The sequence below is a fragment of the Paenibacillus sp. FSL K6-1330 genome, from assembly GCF_037976825.1.
In the GTDB taxonomy this organism is placed as follows: domain Bacteria; phylum Bacillota; class Bacilli; order Paenibacillales; family Paenibacillaceae; genus Paenibacillus_AQ.
Genome location: NZ_CP150269.1, coordinates 1,133,792 through 1,156,677, shown reverse-complemented (window position 1 = coordinate 1,156,677; position 22,886 = coordinate 1,133,792). Strand labels below are relative to the sequence as shown.

General features: G+C 51.3%; 22 protein-coding genes and 1 riboswitch. Of the genes, 2 read left to right on the top strand and 20 right to left on the bottom strand.

Annotated features, from left to right (window positions below; all coding sequences use genetic code 11):
• Window positions 1-13: 13 nt before the first annotated feature.
• Window positions 14-1,264, bottom strand: coding sequence for a lanthionine synthetase C family protein (locus NYE54_RS05055; RefSeq protein ID WP_339270494.1), 1,251 nt, complete (start codon window positions 1,262-1,264; stop codon window positions 14-16).
• Window positions 1,265-1,351: 87 nt separating this feature from the next.
• Complete coding sequence (locus tag NYE54_RS05050; protein ID WP_220686521.1) at window positions 1,352-1,504, bottom strand: FDLD family class I lanthipeptide; 153 nt, start codon at window positions 1,502-1,504, stop codon at window positions 1,352-1,354.
• Between the two features lie 195 nt (window positions 1,505-1,699).
• Between NYE54_RS05050 and NYE54_RS05045 the strand changes: the two genes are divergently transcribed.
• Entirely contained in the window at window positions 1,700-3,067 is a 1,368-nt protein-coding gene (locus NYE54_RS05045; protein WP_339270492.1) for a lanthionine synthetase C family protein, read from the top strand.
• Between the two features lie 231 nt (window positions 3,068-3,298).
• Here the strand turns inward: NYE54_RS05045 and purD are convergent, their stop codons facing one another.
• From purD to purE, 13 genes are all read right to left on the bottom strand, one after another.
• Window positions 3,299-4,567, bottom strand: coding sequence for a phosphoribosylamine--glycine ligase (purD, locus tag NYE54_RS05040; protein WP_339270490.1), 1,269 nt, complete (start codon window positions 4,565-4,567; stop codon window positions 3,299-3,301).
• 219 nt (window positions 4,568-4,786) lie between these two features.
• Entirely contained in the window at window positions 4,787-6,334 is a 1,548-nt protein-coding gene (purH, locus tag NYE54_RS05035; RefSeq protein ID WP_339270488.1) for a bifunctional phosphoribosylaminoimidazolecarboxamide formyltransferase/IMP cyclohydrolase, read from the bottom strand.
• 152 nt (window positions 6,335-6,486) lie between these two features.
• On the bottom strand, window positions 6,487-7,098 hold the full coding sequence (gene purN / locus NYE54_RS05030; protein WP_339270486.1) for a phosphoribosylglycinamide formyltransferase: 612 nt from the start codon (window positions 7,096-7,098) through the stop codon (window positions 6,487-6,489).
• A complete protein-coding gene (gene purM / locus NYE54_RS05025; protein WP_339270484.1) occupies window positions 7,098-8,138 on the bottom strand; it encodes a phosphoribosylformylglycinamidine cyclo-ligase in 1,041 nt (346 codons plus the stop codon). Before purM ends, purN begins: the two co-directional genes overlap by 1 nt.
• 59 nt (window positions 8,139-8,197) lie before the next feature.
• Window positions 8,198-8,464 carry a hypothetical protein gene (locus tag NYE54_RS05020; RefSeq protein WP_339270482.1) on the bottom strand — a complete coding sequence of 89 codons (267 nt, stop codon included), beginning with the start codon at window positions 8,462-8,464 and terminating at the stop codon, window positions 8,198-8,200.
• A gap of 85 nt (window positions 8,465-8,549) precedes the next feature.
• Window positions 8,550-10,028 carry an amidophosphoribosyltransferase gene (gene purF, locus NYE54_RS05015; protein ID WP_339270480.1) on the bottom strand — a complete coding sequence of 493 codons (1,479 nt, stop codon included), beginning with the start codon at window positions 10,026-10,028 and terminating at the stop codon, window positions 8,550-8,552.
• Entirely contained in the window at window positions 10,013-12,256 is a 2,244-nt protein-coding gene (gene purL, locus NYE54_RS05010) for a phosphoribosylformylglycinamidine synthase subunit PurL (RefSeq protein WP_339270479.1), read from the bottom strand. The genes purF and purL overlap by 16 nt, the downstream gene beginning before the upstream one ends.
• Complete coding sequence (gene purQ, locus NYE54_RS05005; protein WP_076325609.1) at window positions 12,234-12,923, bottom strand: phosphoribosylformylglycinamidine synthase subunit PurQ; 690 nt, start codon at window positions 12,921-12,923, stop codon at window positions 12,234-12,236. Before purQ ends, purL begins: the two co-directional genes overlap by 23 nt.
• A gap of 4 nt (window positions 12,924-12,927) precedes the next feature.
• Window positions 12,928-13,173: a phosphoribosylformylglycinamidine synthase subunit PurS gene (purS, locus tag NYE54_RS05000; RefSeq protein WP_006208285.1), complete on the bottom strand. Its 246-nt coding sequence runs from the start codon at window positions 13,171-13,173 to the stop codon at window positions 12,928-12,930.
• Between the two features lie 50 nt (window positions 13,174-13,223).
• Window positions 13,224-14,114, bottom strand: a complete 891-nt coding sequence (locus NYE54_RS04995; RefSeq protein WP_339270476.1) for a phosphoribosylaminoimidazolesuccinocarboxamide synthase — start codon at window positions 14,112-14,114, stop codon at window positions 13,224-13,226.
• A gap of 285 nt (window positions 14,115-14,399) precedes the next feature.
• Window positions 14,400-15,695, bottom strand: coding sequence for an adenylosuccinate lyase (purB, locus tag NYE54_RS04990; protein WP_339270474.1), 1,296 nt, complete (start codon window positions 15,693-15,695; stop codon window positions 14,400-14,402).
• 3 nt (window positions 15,696-15,698) lie between these two features.
• Window positions 15,699-16,886: a 5-(carboxyamino)imidazole ribonucleotide synthase gene (gene purK, locus NYE54_RS04985; RefSeq protein WP_339270472.1), complete on the bottom strand. Its 1,188-nt coding sequence runs from the start codon at window positions 16,884-16,886 to the stop codon at window positions 15,699-15,701.
• On the bottom strand, window positions 16,883-17,368 hold the full coding sequence (gene purE, locus NYE54_RS04980; RefSeq protein WP_009592351.1) for a 5-(carboxyamino)imidazole ribonucleotide mutase: 486 nt from the start codon (window positions 17,366-17,368) through the stop codon (window positions 16,883-16,885). Before purE ends, purK begins: the two co-directional genes overlap by 4 nt.
• Window positions 17,369-17,564: 196 nt before the next feature.
• Window positions 17,565-17,666, bottom strand: a riboswitch (purine riboswitch).
• A gap of 603 nt (window positions 17,667-18,269) precedes the next feature.
• On the opposite strand from purE, the gene NYE54_RS04975 reads away from it, so the two are divergent.
• Window positions 18,270-18,881: a histidine phosphatase family protein gene (locus NYE54_RS04975; protein ID WP_339270470.1), complete on the top strand. Its 612-nt coding sequence runs from the start codon at window positions 18,270-18,272 to the stop codon at window positions 18,879-18,881.
• Window positions 18,882-18,914: 33 nt separating this feature from the next.
• On the opposite strand, the gene NYE54_RS04970 is transcribed toward NYE54_RS04975, so the two are convergent.
• From NYE54_RS04970 to NYE54_RS04950, 5 genes are all read right to left on the bottom strand, one after another.
• A complete protein-coding gene (locus tag NYE54_RS04970; RefSeq protein ID WP_339270468.1) occupies window positions 18,915-19,193 on the bottom strand; it encodes a hypothetical protein in 279 nt (92 codons plus the stop codon).
• A 190-nt stretch (window positions 19,194-19,383) separates the two neighbouring features.
• On the bottom strand, window positions 19,384-19,818 hold the full coding sequence (locus NYE54_RS04965) for a universal stress protein (protein WP_076325615.1): 435 nt from the start codon (window positions 19,816-19,818) through the stop codon (window positions 19,384-19,386).
• A 120-nt stretch (window positions 19,819-19,938) separates the two neighbouring features.
• Entirely contained in the window at window positions 19,939-20,202 is a 264-nt protein-coding gene (locus tag NYE54_RS04960) for a DUF1294 domain-containing protein (RefSeq protein ID WP_076325616.1), read from the bottom strand.
• A gap of 235 nt (window positions 20,203-20,437) precedes the next feature.
• Entirely contained in the window at window positions 20,438-20,575 is a 138-nt protein-coding gene (locus tag NYE54_RS04955; protein WP_012819087.1) for a hypothetical protein, read from the bottom strand.
• 139 nt (window positions 20,576-20,714) lie between these two features.
• A complete protein-coding gene (locus NYE54_RS04950) occupies window positions 20,715-22,850 on the bottom strand; it encodes a DNA topoisomerase III (RefSeq protein ID WP_339270465.1) in 2,136 nt (711 codons plus the stop codon).
• Between the last annotated feature and the right edge of the window lie 36 nt (window positions 22,851-22,886).

Below are 22,886 nucleotides of genomic sequence, written 5' to 3'. Positions count from 1 at the left end.
TGCTTTACTCAAGCTATGACATGAGAAATAACTCCCTCCATTTTCCCAGATAAATCGGATCATCCCGTTTTCCATAATCAAGCAAGCTCAAAGCAATTCCGACTGCCCCTTGCAGTAAGCCGGGATTGTCAGTACAAACCGTATCTTCTTGATCTCGATAACCAAAAGGGCTTGATTCATCAAACATTTTCATCAATCTCGATGCCACTCTGTCTGCAAACAAAGAAGCTTCATGAATATCACATAGCGCATGCAAATGGTTGGCCAAATGCAATAAACCAGCTAATCCATGGCAAAATGAAGGCGTCATGGAACCGAGCTCATTCTCTCCGAGCCTGAACGTAGATCCCGCAGCTTCAGCAGCAACCTTCTTCCACCCTTCATTGCTACAATAGATTCCTGCCCGCAATAATGTAAGCGAGACTCCTAAAGTGCCGTGACACCAACCTTCGATTTGTCTCGTCTCTTCCTCTTCACTTCGATATGAGCAGCTAGGTTTGGAAGATATCGGCCAGAATCGTCCATATCGGTCCTCTCGAATTTGCAGTGCCAAATAATCGGCAATTCTATGAATCGTATGTTGCAGGTTCTCAACCTCAACTTGTTTGTGAAGAGCTGTAACCAATAAGGCAAGAATGCCGGCAAGCCCATGAGCAATGCCGTGTTGAACCTGTCGATCCATTCCGCAGAGAACAGCATCTATCATAGATTGGGATTCCCCGATGATATTCGTTATTAGAGGAACGGCAATTTCGCGCATTCTATCATCATACCTGCTTGCCTCCAGCACATATCTGGCAACACCGCATAAGCCACTGACAACATCGAGTGAATCCAGGCCTGGAATTTTTCTGCCTTCCGTAAATTGGCTTGCTATATATTGATTTAATTGAGAGAGTGCTTGTTTATAATTCGTTCGATCATCCGATGCTATGAATAGCCCGTAGGCTATCCCTGTTACTCCCGAATAAAGTGAAATGTCAGGAATTCGAAGCGGCATGGCTCTATATAAAGATAATAAATGCTGATGAATGGACTCCTTCCAGCCCCGATCCGGTTCAAGCCGATCCCATTCAGCGAATAATACCCATATGCCAGGAATACCATCGGCTAATGAAATCGGATTCCAGGGAGCAGTTCCCCTGGAAGGAGAACGATTTGTGGGACTCACCGCAATGTTTTCTATATATGGAAGATCAACCAGTCGTTCGGCAATTAATTTACTAATACTAATGGACTGTTCCTTTAAACAGCTTGTCCTCACATCGCTTCCTTCTCCCTTCAAAATATTAAAACGCGAGAAAAGACACGGTTTAAAGTAACCGTGTCTTTTGTTGCCCGCATGCTATTATTAACACGTTCTGCAAAAAGACAAGCTGATTTTGCAATTCAATGTTCCCGTCAGGCATGATGGAGTGCAAATAAGGCCGCTTGCAGGTTGTACTTCATTTGGAGCAACCTCATTTTGTGCAACTTGAAGGTCTAAATCGAATTGGTTGTTCATTAAATTTCACCTCCTTTATTTTACAATTAAATAATATTACTCCATATATTAAATAATCTTTATATTAATCTTAAATATAACTTTATTTTTGAACCCTCCTTAACGATTTGTTAATGAATAATTAAATAGGTTTTAAGGACAGAAAATTGAACTTTCTACGATAATTTAGATAGGCAACAAAAAGGAGGAGACAGCGTGAAAAAGGATATGTTATTTGTCAAAGAGCAAAGCTCAACATACATATATGAAAAGGGACTGGAGATCAGCAAAGAAATTGCGATTCGCTTGAGTGATCCCAAATTCGTGTTTGATTCTGTCCATACGTTAGACAACGTCATGACGGAGACCGACCACTTCCCTTGGGGGGACATTTCTTTGTCTCACGGCTACCCGGGCAATATTCACCTTTTATCGCTATGGCGTAGAATCGATGAATCTATAAATTGGAACCATGCAATACATTCAAATATGGTTGAAGTCCAGTCATGCCTTGCCAGGTACGGAACAGGGGATATTTCCCTATATAGCGGTTGGGCAGGAATCGCATCTGCTGTATACGCTGCTTCGAACCAGGGAGAATTTTATAATCAATTCCTGAATCAGATCCATCGCTGGATGTCACCCATGGTTGAGCAATGGCTGCAAGCAAGCACGGAAATACTGCGTCAGAAGAACGGAGTACCCATGGAGCTATACGATACAATATCAGGTGCGAGCGGCGTAGGAAGATACTTGTTGAAAAATGCAACTGATCCTCTTATCGCTCCGTTAATAGAACCAATCCTTCGCTTCCTTGTCGATCTTACGGAACCCATATGTATAAATGATAAGATGGTTCCAGGCTGGTTTACGCCAAGTAAATTCCACTCCACTGCCGGTGATAAGAGCAATTTTCCCGTAGGCAGCTTCAATTGTGGGATGGCGCATGGGATCCCGGGACCTCTTGCCTTATTATCCGCCGCTTACAACAGCGGAATTGAAGTTCCAGGACAATACAGAGCAATCGAATATATAACCGAATGGTTACTGGATTCGCAAGAAGAGGACGAATTGGGAAGCTATTGGCCGCATATCATTCCTTTCGAAGAGCTCATGACTAAAAATAAACTGCTTCGCCAAAGAGAAGCCTGGTGCTATGGAACACCTGGTGTAGCCTGTGCTTTATATATTTCCTCAATAAGCCTAAACAACACAACCGTAGCCCAGACCGCCCTCCAATCTTTTATAAAAGCGGTTTCATACGAATGCGACAGGAATCGTATGGATTCCCCTTCGTTATGTCATGGTCTGTCCGGTCTTCTCCTTATGAGCTGGAGAATGTGGAACTTCACTAAAGATCCGGCAATCAAGCCATTAATCGATCAACTTATGACCAGGTTGCTTCAACGATTCGACTCCAGCACTCCTCTTGGCTATAAGGATGCGGAACCAGGAGCGGCAAATACGATGCGATGGCTTACAAAAGCCGGGCTTCTTGAAGGAGCTGCAGGAATTGCTGCTACACTCGTCAGCGTCGGAGAGGCAGAGCATAACGATTGGGATTATATGCTTATGCTTTCATAATCCCTCCTTTACTTTGGGATTTATAGAATAAATAGGGTTAATTTCCCATATTATAAATAATCGTAACTGTTCAAAGTTAATATTAGGTAAACGGGAGCTGAACAACGCGTTAATTAAATAGGGAAGTGTCTTCTCCAATTCTTCGAAAACGGCAAAAAGGAGTCTTCATCTGCGAAGACTCCTTTCTTGATCCTGCTATATTATTCTGCTTTAAGTAACCATAAAAGACAGCTAAACAAGCGCCTTCAGCGCAATATCCGTCCGGTTTTGCTTGCCTTCAAATGCAATCGCTTCTGCCCGTTCATAGGCTTTCGTACGTGCTGAAGCGATATCTGCTCCTAAACCGACAATGCCCAGGACACGTCCCCCATTCGTTCTCCACGTCCCATCAGCATCGCGAGAAGTGCCCGCATGAAATACAATCGTCCCGTCCTGCTCATTCTCCAGCCCAGTGATCGCAATTCCTTTCGGATACGATGCAGGATAACCGCCAGAAGCCAGAATGACACATACAGCCGCTTCGTCACTCCACTCCAGCTCAAGATCAGCCAGGTTTCCATTTACGGCAGCAAGGAAAACGTCAAGCAGGTCGGTCTTCAGACGCGGCAATACAACCTGCGTTTCTGGGTCGCCGAATCTGGCGTTAAATTCGATGGTCTTCGGTTTGCCGTCCGGTGTGATCATCAATCCGGCGAACAGAACGCCCCGGAACGGACGCCCTTCGGCTACCATCGCTTTTGCCGTAGGCTTGATGATCGTCTCAATCGCCTCTTCGATGATGGATGGCTGAATATGAGGCAATGGCGAATAAGTTCCCATTCCTCCCGTATTCGGCCCCAGATCTCCATCATAAGCCGGTTTATGATCCTGTGCCGCCGACATCGGCTTCACGGTTTCACCATCCACAAAGGCGAGGATCGACATTTCCTGGCCTTCCAGGAACTCCTCGATGACCACCCGGCTTCCGGCATCGCCAAACACCTTCGATTGCATAATGTCGCTAAGCGCCTGCTCGGCTTCCTCGATCGTTCTTGCAACGGTAACGCCTTTGCCGGCTGCGAGCCCGTCCGCTTTCACGACAATCGGCGCGCCTTGCTCACGCAAGTAAGCAAGCGCCTCCTCATAATTGTCGAACTTCGCGTAAGCTGCCGTCGGAATGCCGTATTTATGGAGCAGATCCTTCATGAAGGTTTTGCTGCCCTCAATTTCGGCTGCATTTTTACGCGGACCAAATACCGGGATGCCTGTAGCGTCAAACGTGTCTACGATACCGTCAGCCAGCGGATCATCCGGACCGACGACAATGAGCCCCACTTGCTTCTCCACGGCGAATGCTGCCAGCTTATCAAATTCCGATACCGCAATCGGCACGCACTCGGCCAGTTGTCCAATGCCAGCATTGCCAGGTGCACAGTAAATCTTATCCGCTTTTGGGCTCTTTGCCAGTGCCCATACGATGGCATGCTCTCTTCCGCCGCCTCCGATAACTAAAATATCCATGGTTTTGCCTCCCGATTCATTTCAATTTACCAATAAAATTTCATAACATGAATGATTTACAGGGCGAAGCGTGAGGTAGCCTTTACCTTCTTGTCCCCCTTAAACTTAAAGGCGGCGCGCTCGAAAGAGCGGCGTCGCCTCTATATGTTGCTGGATGAAAGGTGATCCTTCAGCTGCAGCCTGACGGATGCAGCGAAGCTCCCATTTTATGCTTATGAATTAGTGCTTAAAATGTCTCACGCCAGTGAACACCATGGCAATACCGTATTCGTTGGCAGCCTTGATGGATTCCTCATCCTTAATGGAGCCGCCCGGCTGAATGATGGCGGTAATGCCGGCTTTCGCTGCAAGCTCCACGGTATCTCCCATCGGGAAGAACGCATCGGAAGCAAGAACGGCGCCCTTGGCTTTCTCTCCTGCCTGTTCCACCGCTATGCGCGCCGAGCCGACACGGTTCATCTGACCTGCGCCAACGCCAACGGTCATGTCGTCTGCTGCCAATACGATCGCATTGGACTTCACATGCTTTACAACCTTCCAGCCGAAGAGCAGCTGCTTCAGCTCCTCTTCCGTTGGTTTGCGATCTGTTGCAACTTGCAGGTCTGCGGTATCCAGAGAATGCACATCGCTTTCCTGCACAATCATGCCGCCTTCGATAGTTGTCACGGCAAGAGTGCTTTGGCGCTCCTTGGCCGAGCCGAACTCGCCCATCTTCAGAAGACGGATGTTCTTCTTCTTCGTCAGAATCTCCAGCGCCTCCGGCGTGAAGTCCGGTGCCAGGATAATTTCAAGGAAGATATCCTTCAGCAGATCCGCCGTCGGAGCATCAATCGTCCGGTTCGCTGCCACGATGCCGCCAAAGATGGATGTCGGGTCGGCGTTATAAGCCTTTTGATAAGCTTCCAGCACATTCGTCCCGATGCCAACGCCGCAAGGGTTCATATGCTTCACGGCCACCACGGTCGGCTCGTCAAACTCCTTCACGATCTGCAGGGCTGCATTCGCGTCATTGATATTGTTGTAGGAGAGCTCTTTGCCATGCAGCTGCTCCGCTGTCGTCAAGGTACCCGCAGGTGCCAGCGGTTTACGGTAAAAGGCCGCTTTTTGATGCGGATTCTCGCCGTAACGAAGGTCCTGAATCTTCTCGTAGGTCACGCTAAAGCGCTCAGGAAGCGGATCGCCCGTTACATTCGACAAATAGTCGGAAATCAACGTATCGTAGGCAGCCGTATGACGGAACACCTTGGCTGCAAGACGTTTACGGGTTTCCAAGGTCGTGTCGCCGCCGCCGCGGATTTCCTCAATCACGCTGCCATAATCCGCCGCATCGACAACCACGCTCACAAAAGCATGGTTTTTCGCAGCCGAACGCAGCATCGTTGGACCGCCAATGTCGATATTTTCGATTGCATCTTCATACTCGACATCCGGCTTCGCAATCGTTTCCTGGAATGGGTACAGGTTAACCACGACCATATCGATATAATCGAGGCCCAGCTCCTGCATCTGACGCTGATGCTCTTCGCTGTCACGAATGGCAAGCAGACCGCTGTGCACGGCTGGATGAAGGGTTTTGACGCGTCCGTCCAGAATCTCCGGGAATCCGGTCACATCGGAAATGCCGATGACAGGAACTCCTTCCTTGGCGAGAAGGTTCTTGGTTCCCCCTGTCGAAATGATCTCTACACCCAATGAAGACAACTCGCGGCAAAATTCCACGATGCCGGTTTTATCCGAAACGCTGACCAAAGCTCTTTTGATACCCACGTTCATACCCCCTATTTTGAATGAAAATCAACTAAGTAGACCTGTCTTGATTCCGTATATGCTGTCGAAGATCCATAATTGCAAATTATTTCCCGAGAAATATCGAACATGTCGATTAACAGAAAGACCTTGTCCGCTTTTATTACAAAAGCCTATTCGGTAATCGTCACATTCCGCCCGTTCAGCGAAATCCGCCCCTGGGCAAACCAGGAAACGACTTCGGAGTATAACTTCTGCTCCACCGCGTGAATACGCTGTGCCAGCAATTCCGCCGTATCGCCTTCCTTGATCTCTACAGCTTTCTGAGCAATAACCGGTCCGGTATCCATGCCGCCATCAACGAAATGAACCGTGACACCGGTCATCTTCACGCCATAATCCAGCGCTTGGCCAATCGCGTCTTTACCAGGAAAAGCAGGCAGCAGCGAAGGATGAATGTTAATAATCCGGCCGCTATAGAACTCGACAAAGGACGGACTCAACAACCGCATATATCCTGCAAGGACAATTAATTCGACACCGCGCTGCTGAAGCTCTACCGCAATTTCACGTTCGTAATCTTCCTTCGTGGCATATTCCTTCGGCTGAAACGCGAATACATCCACATTCGCCGCTTGAGCCAGCTCCACGACGGGAGCCTGCGGCTTATCGCATACCAGAATGCTGATTACGCCGCCCAAAGCCCCCCTGTGCTGCGCGTCTGCCAAAGCCTGAAAGTTGCTGCCTCTGCCGGAAGCGAAAACCGCAATCCGAAACGGTCTCATTACACCTCAGCTCCCGTGAAGGTTACGAGACGCTCGCCTTCGGTTACGCGGCCGATCACATAAGCCTCTTCGCCTGCGGAGTGGAGGTATTGAAGCACCCCGTCTGCATCCTGTTCCTTAACGACAAGCACCATGCCGATTCCCATATTAAATGTCGTAAACATATCCTTGTTCGAAATGTTGCCTTTTTCCTGCATCAGCTTAAAGATCGGCAGAATCGGCCAAGAGCCGTATTCGATGTCGACATTGACGCCATCCGGCAGCATGCGCGGAATGTTCTCGATGAATCCGCCGCCCGTAATATGCGCCATGCCCTTTACTTCGATCTCTTTCAACAGTCCGAGCAGCGGCTTGACATAAATTTTTGTTGGTGCGAGCAGCACGTCCCCAAGACGTCCGCCCAGTTCCGGAAGCTCTTGCTGCAGGGAGTAGCCGGCGTCCTCCAGAAGCAGCTTGCGGACAAGCGAGAAGCCATTGCTGTGCACACCGCTGGATGCTAGACCAATCACCGTGTCGCCTGCCGCGATATTCGACCCGTTGATCATTTTGCTTTTGTCGACAATGCCTACGGTAAAGCCCGCGATGTCATACTCGCCTTCGCTGTACATGCCTGGCATTTCCGCCGTCTCTCCGCCGATCAAGGAACAGCCTGCTTGATTGCATCCGTCAGCGATCCCTTTGACAATGGACTCGATTTTGGCGGGAATGACCTTATCACACGCTAAATAGTCGAGAAAAAAGAGCGGTTCTGCGCCTTGCACCACAATATCGTTCACGCACATCGCTACTGCATCGATGCCGATGGTATCATGTTGGTCCATCGCGAATGCGAGCTTCAGCTTTGTGCCGACGCCATCCGTGCCTGAGACGAGTACCGGCTCTTCATATTGGTCTTTATTCAGCTTGAACAGTGCGCCAAAACCCCCGAGGTCGGTCATGACTTCCGGTCTGAAAGTCGTTTTGACATGCTTTTTCATCCGCTCTACCGCTTCGTTGCCTGCAGCGATATCTACGCCTGCTTGTTTGTAAGTATCCGACACGCGCTCAACACTCCTTTTTCGTTATGACGAAAGTATCCGTTCACATATCATTTATGGGCTTAATCAATAATCAGCTTAAAGAGGTTGTTCAAAAAGCTCTCTTTTGATAAGAAAACCAATCGAGGCCAATCAAGGATGAGCGACCGCGATTCAAAGGTAGGTTTTCTTGCGATATAGAATTTCATCAGCTCTGCTGATAACGAATAAATTCTATATCTAACACGAAGTGAATCAGGAAGCCACTCAGCATCGAATCTTGAATTCAGCCAGGCCTTCTGGTGCTCACGTACCAGACGTACGCTCCGCTCCTGACGTCCCTGCTTCATCCAACCTTCTCGGTGCTGAAAACCGACCTTTTTGAACACGCACTTAAAGGATAAAACCTAGAAAAAATGGCTGTCCACTGCAGAATCAGCAGCTGCAGCCCATCTTCTCTTCCCCGTTAAAATCAATCTGCGTCGGGTAATCATTGTCAAAGCAGGCCATGCACAAGCCGCCTTTATGGCTGTGCTCATCATAACCGCCAATGGCGGATATGAGTCCTTCCGGGCTCAGGAACGATAAGGAATCCGCGTTGATCTCCCGGCAGATTTCCTCGATGCTTTTCTCGGAGGCGATCAGCTCCCTGCGGTCCGGCGTATCGATGCCGTAGAAGCAAGGATTCTTGAACGGCGGCGACGTAATCCGTACATGCACTTCGGTCGCGCCCGCTTCGCGAAGCAGATTGACGATCCGACGGGACGTGGTTCCCCGTACAATGGAGTCATCAATCATGACCACCCGTTTGCCTTCGACCACACGCCGTACCGCGCTCAGCTTCATCTTCACGCCCTGCTCGCGCAGCTCCTGGCTCGGTTGAATGAACGTCCGGCCCGTGTATTTATTCTTGATCAATCCCAGCTCATAAGGAATGCCCGTTTGCTCGGCATAACCGATAGCGGCCGAGATGCTGGAATCCGGTACGCCCGTAACCACATCCGCATCCACGAACGATTCCAGGGCCATCTTGCTGCCCATCCGTTTGCGGGCCGAATGCAGGTTGGAGCCGTTCAGATCGCTGTCCGGACGGGAGAAATAAATATATTCCATCGCACACAGCGCTTTGCGTCCCGCTTCCGTATACCGCTCTTCCCGAAGCCCGTTCCGATCGAGAATCAGCAGCTCCCCGGGAGCGACATCGCGGATCGCTTCCGCCCCGATGACTTCAAGTGCACAGGTCTCGGAGGTTAAGATGTACGCATCGCCCAGACGGCCCATCGTCAGCGGACGGAGTCCGTTCGGGTCCGAGGCGACGAGCAGCTTGTCATTGGTCATGAGCAGAAAGGCAAACCCGCCCACCAGACGCCGCAAGGCATCCTTGGCAGCCTCGACAAAGTCCTTCGGCGACCGTGCAATCAGATGCGCAATGACCTCCGTATCGCTGGTCGTCTGGAATATGGAACCCTCCATCTCCAGCTCGCGCCGAAGCTTCGGCTCATTGACGATGTTGCCGTTCGTTGCGATTGCCAGATTGCCTTCGCGGTATTTAAAGACGAGCGGCTGCGCATTCGTCAGCCCGCTGTCCCCGCTGGTTGAATAACGAACATGCCCGATCGACATGCTGCCCTTCAGCGATTCCAGCTTGTCTTTATCAAACACTTCTTTTACCAGTCCCATACCGCGATGATAATTGAAGTTCTCGCCATCGGCCACGCAGATTCCTGCGCTTTCCTCGCCGCGGTGCTGGAGGGCGTGAAGCCCGTAATAGGAAAGGGAGGCGGCATCGGGATGCCCAAACACCCCGAATACGCCGCACTCTTCTTTTAATGTATCGAAAATATCGCTCTGACCTGTTCCCTCATTGTAGTAATCCCCTGTCCACAGTCCTTCGGGTATCAGTTCATGAGACATGGAATGGCATCCTCCCAGACGGATTTCAAAGCCTCCACGGATTCTTCCAGCGCAGAAGCACCGTTAATGTTAATGCTAAGCTTATTCCCGCCGACTACGCCAAGCGCGGTAAATGGAACACCCGCTTCTTGCAGGAGCTTCTCCAGCGCATTCTTATGATCTGGGGACACCGACAACACGATCCGGGATTGGCTCTCGCTAAAGAGCGCTACGTCGTTACGCAGATCGGTTGACCATTGTACGCTCGCCCCAACGTTGCCGCTGATACAGCTCTCCGCCAGCGCGGCTGCAAGTCCCCCCTCCGACACATCATGCGCGGATTGTACCAGACCGGATTGGATGGCCTTCAGTACGCCGCCGAGCAATTTCTTCTCAGTATCCAGGTTCAGTTCAGGCGGTCTGCCTTCCGACACCCCGTGAATGATCGCTTGGAACTCGCTGCCGCCAAGTTCCGCACGGGTATCACCCAGCACATAGATGGCATCGCCTTCCGCCTTGAAGCCTTGTGTTGTAATATGATCCGTATCATGGATCAGGCCGACCATGCCGACAACCGGCGTCGGATAAATCGCGCCTTTGGCATTCTCGTTGTAGAGGCTGACATTACCGCCGATGACCGGCGTTTCAAGCTCACGACAAGCTTCCGCCATGCCGTCCACGGCTTTTTCCATCTGCCAGAAAATTTCTGGTTTCTCCGGGCTTCCGAAGTTCAGGTTATCCGTAATCGCCAGCGGCTCGGCACCGGAGCACACGATATTGCGCGCTGCTTCGCTAACGGCGATTCTGCCGCCAAGCTCAGGGTCGAGGTAGACGTAACGTCCGTTACAGTCCGTTGTCATCGCCAGGGCTTTGCGCGTTCCATGCACCGTTACGACAGCAGCATCCGAACCCGGACGAACGGCCGTGCTGGTGCGAACCATATAATCGTATTGGTTGTATACCCATGCTTTGCTTGCAAGGCTTGGCGAACCGAGCACCTTCTTAAGGGCACCGCCCAAATCCTTCACTTCTTCATAACGAAGCGTATCCACCGCAGCCTGCTCTTTGTAATAAGCCGGTTCCTGGGATGGTTTGTTATAGATCGGGCATTCGTCTACGAGCGCTTTAACCGGCATGTCGCCTACCACCTCACCGTGGTGGATCAGCTTCAGGCGGCCATCGTCCGTCACTTTGCCGACTTTAGCGCAGATAACGCCCCAGCGTTCGAAGATTTCGCGCGCTTGCGCTTCATGCTTCGGCTCAACCACGAACAGCATCCGTTCCTGGGATTCCGATAGCATCATTTCATAAGGCGTCATGCCCTCTTCGCGCTGAGGCACTTGGTCCAGGTACAACTCAAGACCGTTGCCTGCTTTACTTGCCATTTCCGCACTGGAGCAAGTCAACCCAGCCGCGCCCATATCCTGAATGCCCAGCACGATGCCGGAATCAATCAGCTCAAGGCAGGATTCCATCACGAGTTTCTCCATGAAGGGATCGCCAACCTGAACGGCCGTACGGTTCGCTTCGGATTCCTCCGTCAGCTCTACGGAAGCGAAGGTCGCCCCGTGGATGCCATCGCGGCCAGTTGGAGGGCCGACATAGAAGACCGGATTGCCTACCCCTTTTGCAACGCCGCGCTGAATCTTATCATGGTCGATAACGCCGACGCACATCGCATTGACCAGCGGATTGCCTTCATAACTTTCGTCGAATACAACCTCGCCGCCTACCGTCGGGATCCCGATGCAGTTGCCGTAACCGGCAATACCGGATACCACGTGTTCAAACAAATATTTAACGCGATCGCTCTCCAGCTTGCCGAACCGAAGCGAGTTGAGAATCGCTACCGGTCTTGCCCCCATGGAGAAAATATCGCGGATAATGCCGCCAACGCCCGTGGCTGCACCTTGATAAGGCTCTACAGCGGACGGATGGTTATGACTTTCGATTTTGAATACAACCGCCTGGTTGTCGCCGATATCGACGATCCCAGCGCCCTCGCCCGGTCCCATCAGGACGCGCGGGCCGCTTGTCGGGAAACGACGAAGCAGCGGCTTGGAATTTTTGTAGGCACAATGCTCGGACCACATAACACTGAATACGCCGATTTCCGTGTAATTCGGCTTGCGTCCCATGAAGGAACAGATCAGCTCATACTCGCTGTCCGAAACTCCCATTTGCTTGTAAATCTGATGCTCTGCGATCTGTTCTGCTGTCGGTTCCTTAACGGACGTTTGCTGCGCCATGAGTATCCCTCCATGCCTGTAATATGGATGTAAACATTGCTTTACCGTCATCCGAGCCGAGCAAGCTGCTGACCGCGCGCTCCGGATGCGGCATCATGCCGATCACATTGCCGCGCTCGTTGCAGATGCCTGCGATATCCTCGATCGAGCCGTTCGGATTGTTTTGATACGTAAATACGATTTGCCGGTTGTCCCGGAGCTTTTGAAGTGTTTCTTCATCACAGTAATAGTTGCCCTCGCCATGCGCAATGGGAATGACAATCTCTTGCCCCTCCGCGTAATCGCGCGTAAACGGCGTTGTATTATTGTTCACTTTGAGCACCGTGTCATGGCAGCGGAATTTCATTGAATCATTACGGCGCAGTGCTCCCGGAAGGAGTCCGGCTTCCGTCAAAATCTGAAATCCGTTGCAGATGCCAAGAATATACTTGCCCTCTTCTGCCGCCTTCGCCACTTCGCTCATAACCGGGGCGAATCGGGAAATCGCACCACACCGCAGATAATCTCCATAGGAGAATCCGCCGGGTACCAAAATGCAATCGTATGGGGAAAGGTCCGTAGCCGTATGCCACACATAATCCACCGGCTGCGAGATTGCCTCCTCTACCGCCTTATAACAGTCAATATCACAATTGGAGCCAGGAAAGACCAGCACTGCAAATCTCATTGGTTTAGCCCTCCAATTCATAACGGTAGTTCTCAACCACCGTATTAGCCAGAAGCTTTTCACACATTTCTTTCACTCGCTGTTCGGCTTCCTCACGGTTGTCCGTACCCAGCTCAAGTTCCATATATTTACCGATCCGCAGACTCTCCACTTCCTTGTACCCAATCGAATGAAGTGCACCTTGCACCGCTACCCCTTGAGGGTCCAATACGCTCTGCTTAATCGTGACGTAGACCTTTGCTTTCAACATTGTATCCTGTTCCTCCTCGGTATATATGAATGAAATGGTTTATAAAAGCTTTACAGACTTGCGCCCGTGATTCGGCTGTAAATGTCGGTGTAGCGGCGCGTCGTCTCCTCCACCACGGCCTGCGGCAGGGGATCCGGCTCACTGTTCTTATCCCAATCGGACGAAGCGAGATACGTGCGTACAGGCTCCTTATCCATACTGTCAATCTCAATGTCGAGCGCATAATTCTTCTCATCCCAGAAACGGGAGGAATCCGGCGTGAAGATCTCATCGATCAGAATGATCTCTCCGTCGATCAATCCGAACTCAAACTTGCAATCGGCCAAAATAATGCCGTGCTTGCGGCAGTAATCGCGGGCAAACTTGTACAGCATCAGGCTTTTGTCCTGCAGCTGCAATGCCAGCTCTTCGCCGACAAGCTCCTTCATGCGGGATAGCGGGATGTCCTCGTCATGACCGACATCGTTCTTGGCAGCAGGCGTGAAGATCGGTTCCGGAAAAGCCTCATTCTTACGCAGGCCCTCCGGCAGCTTAATGCCGTTGACCTCTCCCGAGGATTGATACTGCCTCCAGCCTCCGCCGGTGATGTATCCGCGCACCACGCATTCGATATCGATGCGCTCGGCCCTCCGGCACACCATGATGCGTCCATCCAGCAGATCCTTGTCCTTGACGGCATCGCCCAGCAGGTTCACGTCGGTATGCACGACATGATTGCGGATAAGCTGCTCCGTTTGTTCGAACCAGAAGGCGCTCAGTTTGTTCAGCACGGTTCCTTTGGCCGGTACAGGAGGCTCCAGCACATAGTCAAAAGCGGAAATACGGTCGGTTACTACAATGAGTACATGCTCGCCCAGGTCGTACAATTCACGAACCTTGCCCTTATACAGCAGCGGTACGTTGACCAGATGAGTGGCGGTCGATAATGCCGGTAATGTCATGTGTTCCTCCCCTTGGGGCGACGTGTGGCTCACGCAGGAGTAACCGTCGCTCCCTATATTTCTAACGGATGAAAAATAGAATGCTCAATATCATATGGACTAAAGGTGAACTAAAGATCTTTAGCTTGTTCATCACTACGAATGCGGATTATTTTTCCGATCCCTGTTGCCCCCAGATTTCCATAAATATGATTTAAAGGTTGAAATCCGGGGACAAAGGGGACCGCTGCGCTTCTACAAAACAATTCCGCCTTCTCCGTTGTAGAAACTTCCTATGCCAGCTAACTACTCCAACCCCAGCTTGGCAAAAATGGTATCCACATGCTTCAGATGCCAGCTTGGATTGAAGGCATCTTCGATCTCTTCGGCGCTGAGCACACCGGTGATCTCAGGCGTGGATTCCACGATCTCGCGGAATTGACGCTGCTCTTCCCATGCCTGCATGGCTCGAGGTTGAACGGTGTCGTAAGCTTGCTCGCGGCTGAAGCCCTTGTCGATCAGCTTCGTCATGATCCGGCCGGAGAAAGGAACGCCGTATGTGCGAGCCATGTTGCGCTTCATGTTCTCCGGGAAGACTGTCAGGTTCTTCACGATGTTGCCGAAGCGGTTCAGCATGTAGTTCAGCAGCATCGTAGCGTCCGGCAGGATGATACGCTCTACCGAGGAGTGGGAAATATCCCGCTCATGCCAGAGCGACACGTTCTCGTAAGCGGAAACCATGTGGCCGCGAATGACGCGCGCCAGACCCGAGATGTTCTCGGAACCGATCGGATTCCGTTTATGCGGCATCGCGGAGGAGCCTTTTTGTCCTTTGGCGAATGCCTCTTCGACCTCGCGAACCTCACTCTTCTGGAGCGCGCGTACTTCAGTAGCGAACTTCTCAAGCGAAGTACCGATCAGCGCAAGTGTTGCCATGTATTCCGCATGACGGTCACGCTGCAGCGTCTGGGTCGAGATCGGCGCCGGCTTCGTACCGAGCTTGCGGCAGACGAATTCTTCAACCGAAGGATCGATGTTGGCATACGTTCCAACTGCGCCGGAAATTTTACCGTACTGCACGCCGTCAGCCGCATGACGGAAACGCTCCAGGTTGCGGATCATCTCCTCATGCCACAGCGCCATTTTCAAACCGAAGGTTGTCGGCTCTGCGTGCACGCCATGCGTTCTGCCCATCATCGGGGTATGCTTGTAGGCCAGTGCCTTCTCTTTCAAAATACCGATAAAACGCAGGATGTCCTGCTCCAAAATATCGTTGGCTTGTTTGAGCAGATATCCCATCGCGGTATCAACGACATCCGTCGAAGTCAATCCGTAGTGGACCCATTTGCGCTCCTCGCCAAGACTTTCCGATACCGCGCGTGTAAAAGCGATGACATCATGGCGGGTTTCCTGCTCGATTTCATAAATCCGGTCCATATTAAAGGTCGCATTCTGGCGAAGCTTAACGGTATCTTCCTTCGGAATGACACCTAGATCGGCCCATGCCTCGCATGCGCACAATTCCACTTCCAGCCATGCTCTGAATTTGTTCTCCTCGGTCCAAATCGCCCGCATTTCCGGTCTGCTATAACGTTCAATCATCGTTTAATCCTGCCTCCAAATATTAGTTTTCTCTACCCATTCAAGCGCTGCATCGACATCCCCGCACAAGAGGTTGATATGTCCCATCTTGCGGTTAAACTTCGACTCGCTCTTGCCGTATAGATGAAGCTTAGGCACAACGCCGAGAGACTCTGCAAGCGCGTCGTGCTCTCCAAAACGCCGTACCGCTTCCTCCAGATGCTGCCCCAGGAGGTTCACCATGACGACCGGGCTCAGCAGCGTTGTGTCCCCGAGCGGCAAATCGCAGATCGCTCTCACATGCTGCTCGAATTGGGAGGTTGAGCATGCCTCCATCGTATAGTGACCCGAGTTATGCGGACGAGGTGCAAGCTCATTCACGTACAGCTCCCCATCCTCGGTCACAAACATCTCGACAGCCAGCAGGCCAACAGCTCCCATTCCTTCTGCCACACGTTCCGCGAGCTGGCATGCTTTGCGCTTTACTTCACTCGTCACGCGAGCAGGCACAATCGACAAGTGCAAAATATTGTTGACATGCACGTTCTCTGCCGGAGGGAAGCTCTTCACGATGCCGCTGGGGGTGCGCGCCGCGATCACAGAGATCTCGCACGCAAACTTCACAAACTTCTCCAACACCAGCTCAGTCCCGCTGGCAGCCAGCTCCCTGTAGGCTGATTCCAGCTCATCTTCGCTGCGGAGAACCGCTTGCCCTTTACCATCATAACCTCCCATGGCGGTCTTAAGCACGCAGGGAAGTCCAAGTTCAGAGGCAGCGGATCGTAAATCTTCCAAGCTTGTTATTTCACGATACGGTGCAACCGGTACGCCAGCCGCTTCAATCGCGGCCTTCTCGCGCAGCCGGTGCTGCGTGGTGTACAACAGCTTGCTTCCTTGCGGAACATAAGACTGCTCCTCCAGAAGCTGGGCCACGCCCGCATCGACATTTTCGAATTCGTACGTAATGACATCAGCCTTGACGGCGAGCTGCCGGGCAGCCTCCACATCGTCATACCGGGCCGTAACCTGCTCGGCCATCTGGCCGAGCGGGGAGTTCGGCGTCGGATCGAGGGTGACGAACGAATATCCCATCCGGATCCCGTCCAGCGCGATCATCCGTCCGAGCTGTCCCCCGCCAAGTACGCCAATGACGGAACCAGGCAGTAGCTTTTTGCCAGATACGCGCGTCTGCTGTGCTCCGTTCTCCATCATAAGTTATCGCTGCTTTCCAGCACTTCATCACGGATACGGTCTCGGCGCGCTTGAACTCTTTCGCGAATCCCTGCATCCGAAGTGCCTAAAATCTGGGCTGCGAGCAATCCGGCGTTCGTGGCTCCCGCTTTGCCGATCGCTACAGTCGCTACCGGAATGCCCCCTGGCATCTGCACGATCGACAGCAATGAATCCAATCCCTTCAGCGCTTTCGATTTCACCGGAACGCCAATGACCGGCAATACCGTCTTCGAAGCGACCATCCCGGGCAGATGAGCGGCTCCGCCGGCTCCAGCAATAATGACGCGAAGCCCCCGGCCTTCCGCTTCCTCGGCATACCGGAACATCAAGTCCGGCGTCCGGTGAGCGGATACGACTTTTTTCTCATAAGGAATTTCAAGCTCGTCTAGCACCTGGCATGCATGGGACATCGTATCCCAATCTGATTGGCTTCCCATAATGACTCCTACTTGTGCTGTCATGAGTTACCCCCGCTTTCTTCGAAATTCGACAATATCCTGGTTAACTGCTGAAAAAAAAGTCCGATCCCGTAAACACAAAGTCTGTGCAGGTCTCGGACATACAAGGATTACGAACGCTGCTGCCTGCGTCAAGCAGAAGAATCTTGCGCATCCGCTCGCCTAAGAGGCAAACACGAAATCAAGCCCCGTCGTAGCCGCACCGTTTGTATTCCCTCGTAGTCCGAAAATTTACGGTTTCCGGGTAGAGACTTCCGGGCCATATCCCCGGCTTTATACGAGAAATATTAAATTTCATCAATCATGCTTCATAAGTTATTTTGAACCTCAACATCCTCAGTTTATCAATTTCTGACACCTCATGTCAACCTAAACACGAACAATCGGATTTATAGAAAATATAATGTTCGTATCTGGCAAGTGAGCAATGCAGCAGCAAAAACTTCCAGGAGGCTGCGGGCTAAATAAAAGGCGTGGGCAATGTCGGACTGGAAAAGCCGTGAGCAGTACATGTGGAGCATTGGCAGCCGCTGCGCTGACGCATCGTGATTCCGATCGGCTGTTAAACACGGGAAACTGGATTGAACTAAATAGGGATGTTTCCCGTGTTTAAAGGCGAACGCTGGCGCTTCTCCATCCACGATTCGTCCGCTCCGCTGGAGCATCTTCAATGAAGAATTTTTTTGCTGCTGCATAGAGGGTAAGGGAAAAGTGTTATCGCAGAATTAAATAAGACCGTATTCTGCTCTTTACTGTAATTACTTACAAGGAAGATAAAGGCGAATGTCGAATTCTTAACAGCTGCACTAGTATTAAATACAACAAAACAACTAATCCGACATTTATACCAGTTGGGTTGGTCTGTTTAAATGCTACAAACAGAATCTATTCTTAGGAGGCGCCTATGGCTATTTATCTCGTTAGGCATGGTCAAGATGAAGAAGGGTACCGCGGAGGGTGGAGCCAGCGCGGGCTCATAAACGAAGGGATCGGGCAAGCGGAGAAGCTGGGGCAATACTTGAATGAACACAAGCATGTTTATAATATCCACCGGATCGTGTGTAGCGATCTGCAGAGGGCTTATCAGACTGCGGCCATCATTGCCGATAAGCTTGGCCTTCCCTTTCAAGCTTTCGAGGATTGGCGGGAGATGAATAATGGTCTGCTCGCCGGAATGCCCAACCCCATAGCAGAGGAGAGGTATCCAGGTTTGTATTTTTCCAGTTTACGGATGGACGAAAAATACCCTGGCGGTGAGAGCCCCCAGGAGAATTTTGTGCGGATTAAGGATACCTTCACCAAACTATGCCAAGATCAGGTATCGGCGAATCATCATGAGAACGTATTGGTTGTCACTCACGGTGGAGTTATCAATATCATTTATCATCTGATGAAGGATATAACATGGAGCAATAAGAATCCGTTCTTTCCCGTGGCGAACACTGGGCTGCACAAGATCGAATACCGCGACGGACGTTGGGAGCTTACCCTGGAGAATGCAACACCTCATCTATAACTGAAAAAAACTGCGTTTCATCTCACGCCCGTTCTACTGCTCACCATGCTTCATGGCATCTACATATTGTTTGGCTTCCACCAAAGACAAACCTAATTCTTCTCGTACGATTTTAATCGCTTTAATCTCCTGCCCTTCCTCCAGCAGCCTTTTGGCTTCCTCATGTACCGGCGGCTCGGGTATGCCTAATTGGTTTGCAATTTGTTTTAACGTGTTCTGCTGCAGTTTCATTCGCTTCTCCATTGCCGACATTCGACTGGAAACCATAAAACAGACCAAAACAACCAAGACTATAAGTAGAATAATTTCCATATGAACCTCCGCTTATAAAAAAACTATCACCCTAACAGACCGCTGTTAGTTCGAAGACGCAGACCCTATCGATTACGATAAGAATGAAGCGGTACCTGCGGATGCAAAACCGAACAACGTTTGAATCCCAGAAAAACGTCATCGACGTACTTTCTCAGAAAAAAGGGACGCCTCAGCGTCCCCAACAACATTATTTCACTACCAGTACCGGGATCTTTGCATGCTGCACTACGTTATGGCTGACACTGCCGAGTACAAACTCGCGAATTCCGCCAAGACCGCGGCTGCCGATGACAATAAGATCACTGCCGTTCTGATTCGCGTACTCCAGAATAACTTCAGCCGGAGGACCCTGGATCATCTCCACTTGACCGGTAACGCCTGAGTTCTCAATCCGCTCGCGGATTTCCTCTGTCGTCTGCACGGCAAGATCGTAGACATCTTTATTAAGTGAAGCTGGAATCGGGGCAAGCCCTTCCCCAACGAAGAAACGCGGAAAATCGTAAGCATGAATGACATCCAGCGTAGCTCCCGGTGTTACCTTAGCAAGTTCAACCGCACGTCCGAGCGCTTTATTCGCTGCTTTGGAGCCGTCGTAAGCTAGAAGAATTTTAGTAAAAAGCATACAGGCCACCTCTTTCTATAGTTAAAAGACCTACTACTTATTATTAAACAACTTCATACCGATATGAAACGAGCTTGCTGACTTGCTGTGATGTTCCTATGTAATTCAGATGAATCCGACTTATCCCCAGAAGTACGTGTATAGCGCGACATTCACGACTAACAACAGCGGCACGCCCAGTTTAAAAGATAAATGCCTCGTTTTATGACGTTTGCGGTACATGGCAATCCATACACCCAAGGCCCCGCCGATGGCAGCTAGCAGAAATAGTGTTCGCTCCGGAACCCGATCCCGTCCCATTCTGGCACGCCGTTTATCCTCGGACATGACCAGATAGGCTACCGCATTGATAAAAATAAACCAAACGATCAGTGCAGGTCTCACGTTGGTTCACGCACCCCCATTCCAACTGATCGATCTTGCCCAATCAGCCATTTGCTTTGCGTTCTACTGTTATTATAGAACTGCAGGCTAATGAAGACAATGCCAGCTAAACAATCTTAGCCCATAGGCAAGCCATCTATGAACGCCATTATTAGGACACGGCCGACGTCATAAATCGGAGCGGACCCGTGTCCGGCATAATGACAACCAGACCATACTCAACCACTACGAAAACTTATGATTCATTCTTGGATATTTCGTTCAGGCTCGGAACATAGTCTGCAGCCTTTTTCGGTTTGAGGGTCTTGCTCTCCTCAAGAATGCTTGATTTGTTCTGCTGGTTTTCGGTTTTTCTTGCTTTATGATTCGGCATGCAATTCACCCCCTGTCCGTAGAATGAGCCATTGCACCCGAGGTTATGCTAACACCGGCAAGAAAAACGCATTTCAAGCCTTGGAAGATGCACATCGTGGGACTACAGCAGCACCCCTCGGCAGATTCACCATTGCAGATTATTCCTTCCCCTTCTGCTCAAGGGCCGCCTTCAACAGGTCGCCCAGGTTCGAACCAATCGACTCCGGCTTGCTGTATTGCTGCACGAGCTTCCGCTCCTCGCGTTTGTTCACATGCTTGGCGTCCTTCTTCAGCGTTTCCGTAATGCCGCAGCCCAGGCACTGCACGAACAGCCCCGCCTTGCCTTCTTTCATCTCCATCTTCTTGTGGCACTGCGGGCAGCGGCGGTTGGACAGACGCTTCTCGCCTGAACGCTTATATCCGCAGTCGTCACTCGGGCAGACTAGCAGCTTGCCGCGCTTGGTCTTCTTCTCCAGCAGTCTTGTCCCGCAATCCGGACAGTGGCTGTTCGAGACATTATGCGGTTTATACTCCGCATCGCTTCCCTTCACATCCGTGACCAGCTTCTTGGTCATGTCCCGTATTCCGCGCAAGAATGGTTCCGGCTTGCCTTGCCCCTTCGCGATCCGTTCGAGCTCGGCCTCCCAGCGCGCCGTGAGTTCCGGTGTTCTCAGCTCTGGAGCGACAAGCTCAATCAGCTGCTTGCCTTTGCCTGTCGGATGGAGGGATTGCCCCTGCCGTTCAATCGTGTCCGAGCTAACCAGCTTCTCGATGATATCAGCCCGGGTCGCGGGGGTTCCAAGTCCGTGCTTCTCCATCTGGGAGAGCAGCGCCGCTTCGTTATAACGCTTTGGCGGCTGGGTACGTCCCGGTTTCAGCACGCAGCATACCACCTTCACCGACTCTCCTTCTCGCAGCTCCGGCAGGAGCTTGCCTGAAGACTGACCCGGAGCATCATCCTGCTCGTCGTCAGCGTCATCATCATAATCGCCGCCGTATACCTCACGCCAGCCGCTATCCTTGATCGTAGTCCCTTTCGCGTAAAGCTGCTCCCCCTCAATCTGAACTGTAACCGATACGTTATCGTAACGGGCAGGAGGATAGAACAAGCTGATGAACCGGCGTACGATAAGATCGTACAGCTTGCGTTCATCGACAGATAACTGATTCAGCAGCACGGTTTGTTCGGTTGGAATGATGGCATGATGATCCGTAACCTTACTGTCATCCACGACCCGTTTGCCTGGCGATAAGTTCTTACGCAGCAACGGACGAGCAATGGACGCATAAGGCCCGATGGCAATGCTCGACAGCCTTTCCTTCAACGTTCCGACCATATCGGATGTCAGGTAACGGCTGTCCGTACGCGGATAGGTGACCAGCTTATGCTGCTCATACAGGCGCTGCAGCACATTCGAGGTCTGCTTGGCCGAGAACCCGAATCGGCGGTTGGCATCCCGCTGCAGTTCGGTCAAATCGTATGCCAGCGGATGCGGTTCGGTTTTTTCGCTCTTTTTCACGCTGACGATTTTTCCGGTGCTGCCCTCCAGCTTCTGCTTCAGCTTGGCCGCCTTATCCTTCTCGAATAGACGACCGTCTCCGCCGGCCGGACGCCACGATACCTCAAAGCTCCCCAGATCCGCCTGCAGCGTCTCATATTCCTGGGAGCGGAAATTCACAATCTCCTTCTCCCGGTCCATGATCATCCCGAGCGTTGGCGTCTGAACCCGGCCTGCCGACAGCTGTGCATTAAATTTGGTCGTCAGCGCACGCGTCACATTCAGCCCAACCATCCAATCCGCTTCCGCTCGGCAGCGTGCGGACTCATACAGCCTGTCGAACTGCTGCCCCGGCTTGAGTGATGCAAAACCTTCCTTGATCGCCTTATCCGTCTGGGAAGAAATCCACAGCCGTTTGAACGGCTTGTTCCACTTCGCCATTTTGAGGATCCAGCGCGCAAGCAGCTCCCCTTCACGGGCAGCATCGGTGGCAATAATCATCTCGCCGACATCCGGGCGCTTCATCAGATGCTGGACCGTCTTGAACTGGTGACTTGTTTCCTTCAACACCTTAAGCCTTGTGTTATCCGGCAGGATCGGCAAATCCTCCAGAACCCAGGTCTGGTACTTCTTATCATAGTCCTCGGGTTCGGCAAGTCCTACCAAATGTCCAAGCGCCCAGGTCACAATATATTTTGGTCCTTCAAAATAATTCTTCTGCTTCTCGCGGCTGCCCATTACTCTCGCAATTTCCTTCGCAACGGACGGCTTCTCAGCCAATACTAATACTTTCATAGCCCTCCCCTTCCTCTATTCCCCTATTATAACCTC

What these genes read in the sequence shown, in the direction of transcription:
- NYE54_RS05050 (WP_220686521.1), bottom strand. Translation starts at nt 1,504, where the DNA reads ATGAACAACCAATTCGATTTAGACCTTCAAGTTGCACAAAATGAGGTT.
- purD (WP_339270490.1), bottom strand. Translation starts at nt 4,567, where the DNA reads ATGGATATTTTAGTTATCGGAGGCGGCGGAAGAGAGCATGCCATCGTA.
- purN (WP_339270486.1), bottom strand. Translation starts at nt 7,098, where the DNA reads ATGAGACCGTTTCGGATTGCGGTTTTCGCTTCCGGCAGAGGCAGCAAC.
- NYE54_RS05020 (WP_339270482.1), bottom strand. Translation starts at nt 8,464, where the DNA reads ATGAAGCAGGGACGTCAGGAGCGGAGCGTACGTCTGGTACGTGAGCAC.
- purF (WP_339270480.1), bottom strand. Translation starts at nt 10,028, where the DNA reads ATGTCTCATGAACTGATACCCGAAGGACTGTGGACAGGGGATTACTAC.
- purL (WP_339270479.1), bottom strand. Translation starts at nt 12,256, where the DNA reads ATGGCGCAGCAAACGTCCGTTAAGGAACCGACAGCAGAACAGATCGCA.
- purQ (WP_076325609.1), bottom strand. Translation starts at nt 12,923, where the DNA reads ATGAGATTTGCAGTGCTGGTCTTTCCTGGCTCCAATTGTGATATTGAC.
- purS (WP_006208285.1), bottom strand. Translation starts at nt 13,173, where the DNA reads ATGTTGAAAGCAAAGGTCTACGTCACGATTAAGCAGAGCGTATTGGAC.
- NYE54_RS04995 (WP_339270476.1), bottom strand. Translation starts at nt 14,114, where the DNA reads ATGACATTACCGGCATTATCGACCGCCACTCATCTGGTCAACGTACCG.
- purB (WP_339270474.1), bottom strand. Translation starts at nt 15,695, where the DNA reads ATGATTGAACGTTATAGCAGACCGGAAATGCGGGCGATTTGGACCGAG.
- purK (WP_339270472.1), bottom strand. Translation starts at nt 16,886, where the DNA reads ATGATGGAGAACGGAGCACAGCAGACGCGCGTATCTGGCAAAAAGCTA.
- purE (WP_009592351.1), bottom strand. Translation starts at nt 17,368, where the DNA reads ATGACAGCACAAGTAGGAGTCATTATGGGAAGCCAATCAGATTGGGAT.
- NYE54_RS04975 (WP_339270470.1), top strand. Translation starts at nt 18,270, where the DNA reads ATGGCTATTTATCTCGTTAGGCATGGTCAAGATGAAGAAGGGTACCGC.
- NYE54_RS04970 (WP_339270468.1), bottom strand. Translation starts at nt 19,193, where the DNA reads ATGGAAATTATTCTACTTATAGTCTTGGTTGTTTTGGTCTGTTTTATG.
- NYE54_RS04965 (WP_076325615.1), bottom strand. Translation starts at nt 19,818, where the DNA reads ATGCTTTTTACTAAAATTCTTCTAGCTTACGACGGCTCCAAAGCAGCG.
- NYE54_RS04955 (WP_012819087.1), bottom strand. Translation starts at nt 20,575, where the DNA reads ATGCCGAATCATAAAGCAAGAAAAACCGAAAACCAGCAGAACAAATCA.
- NYE54_RS04950 (WP_339270465.1), bottom strand. Translation starts at nt 22,850, where the DNA reads ATGAAAGTATTAGTATTGGCTGAGAAGCCGTCCGTTGCGAAGGAAATT.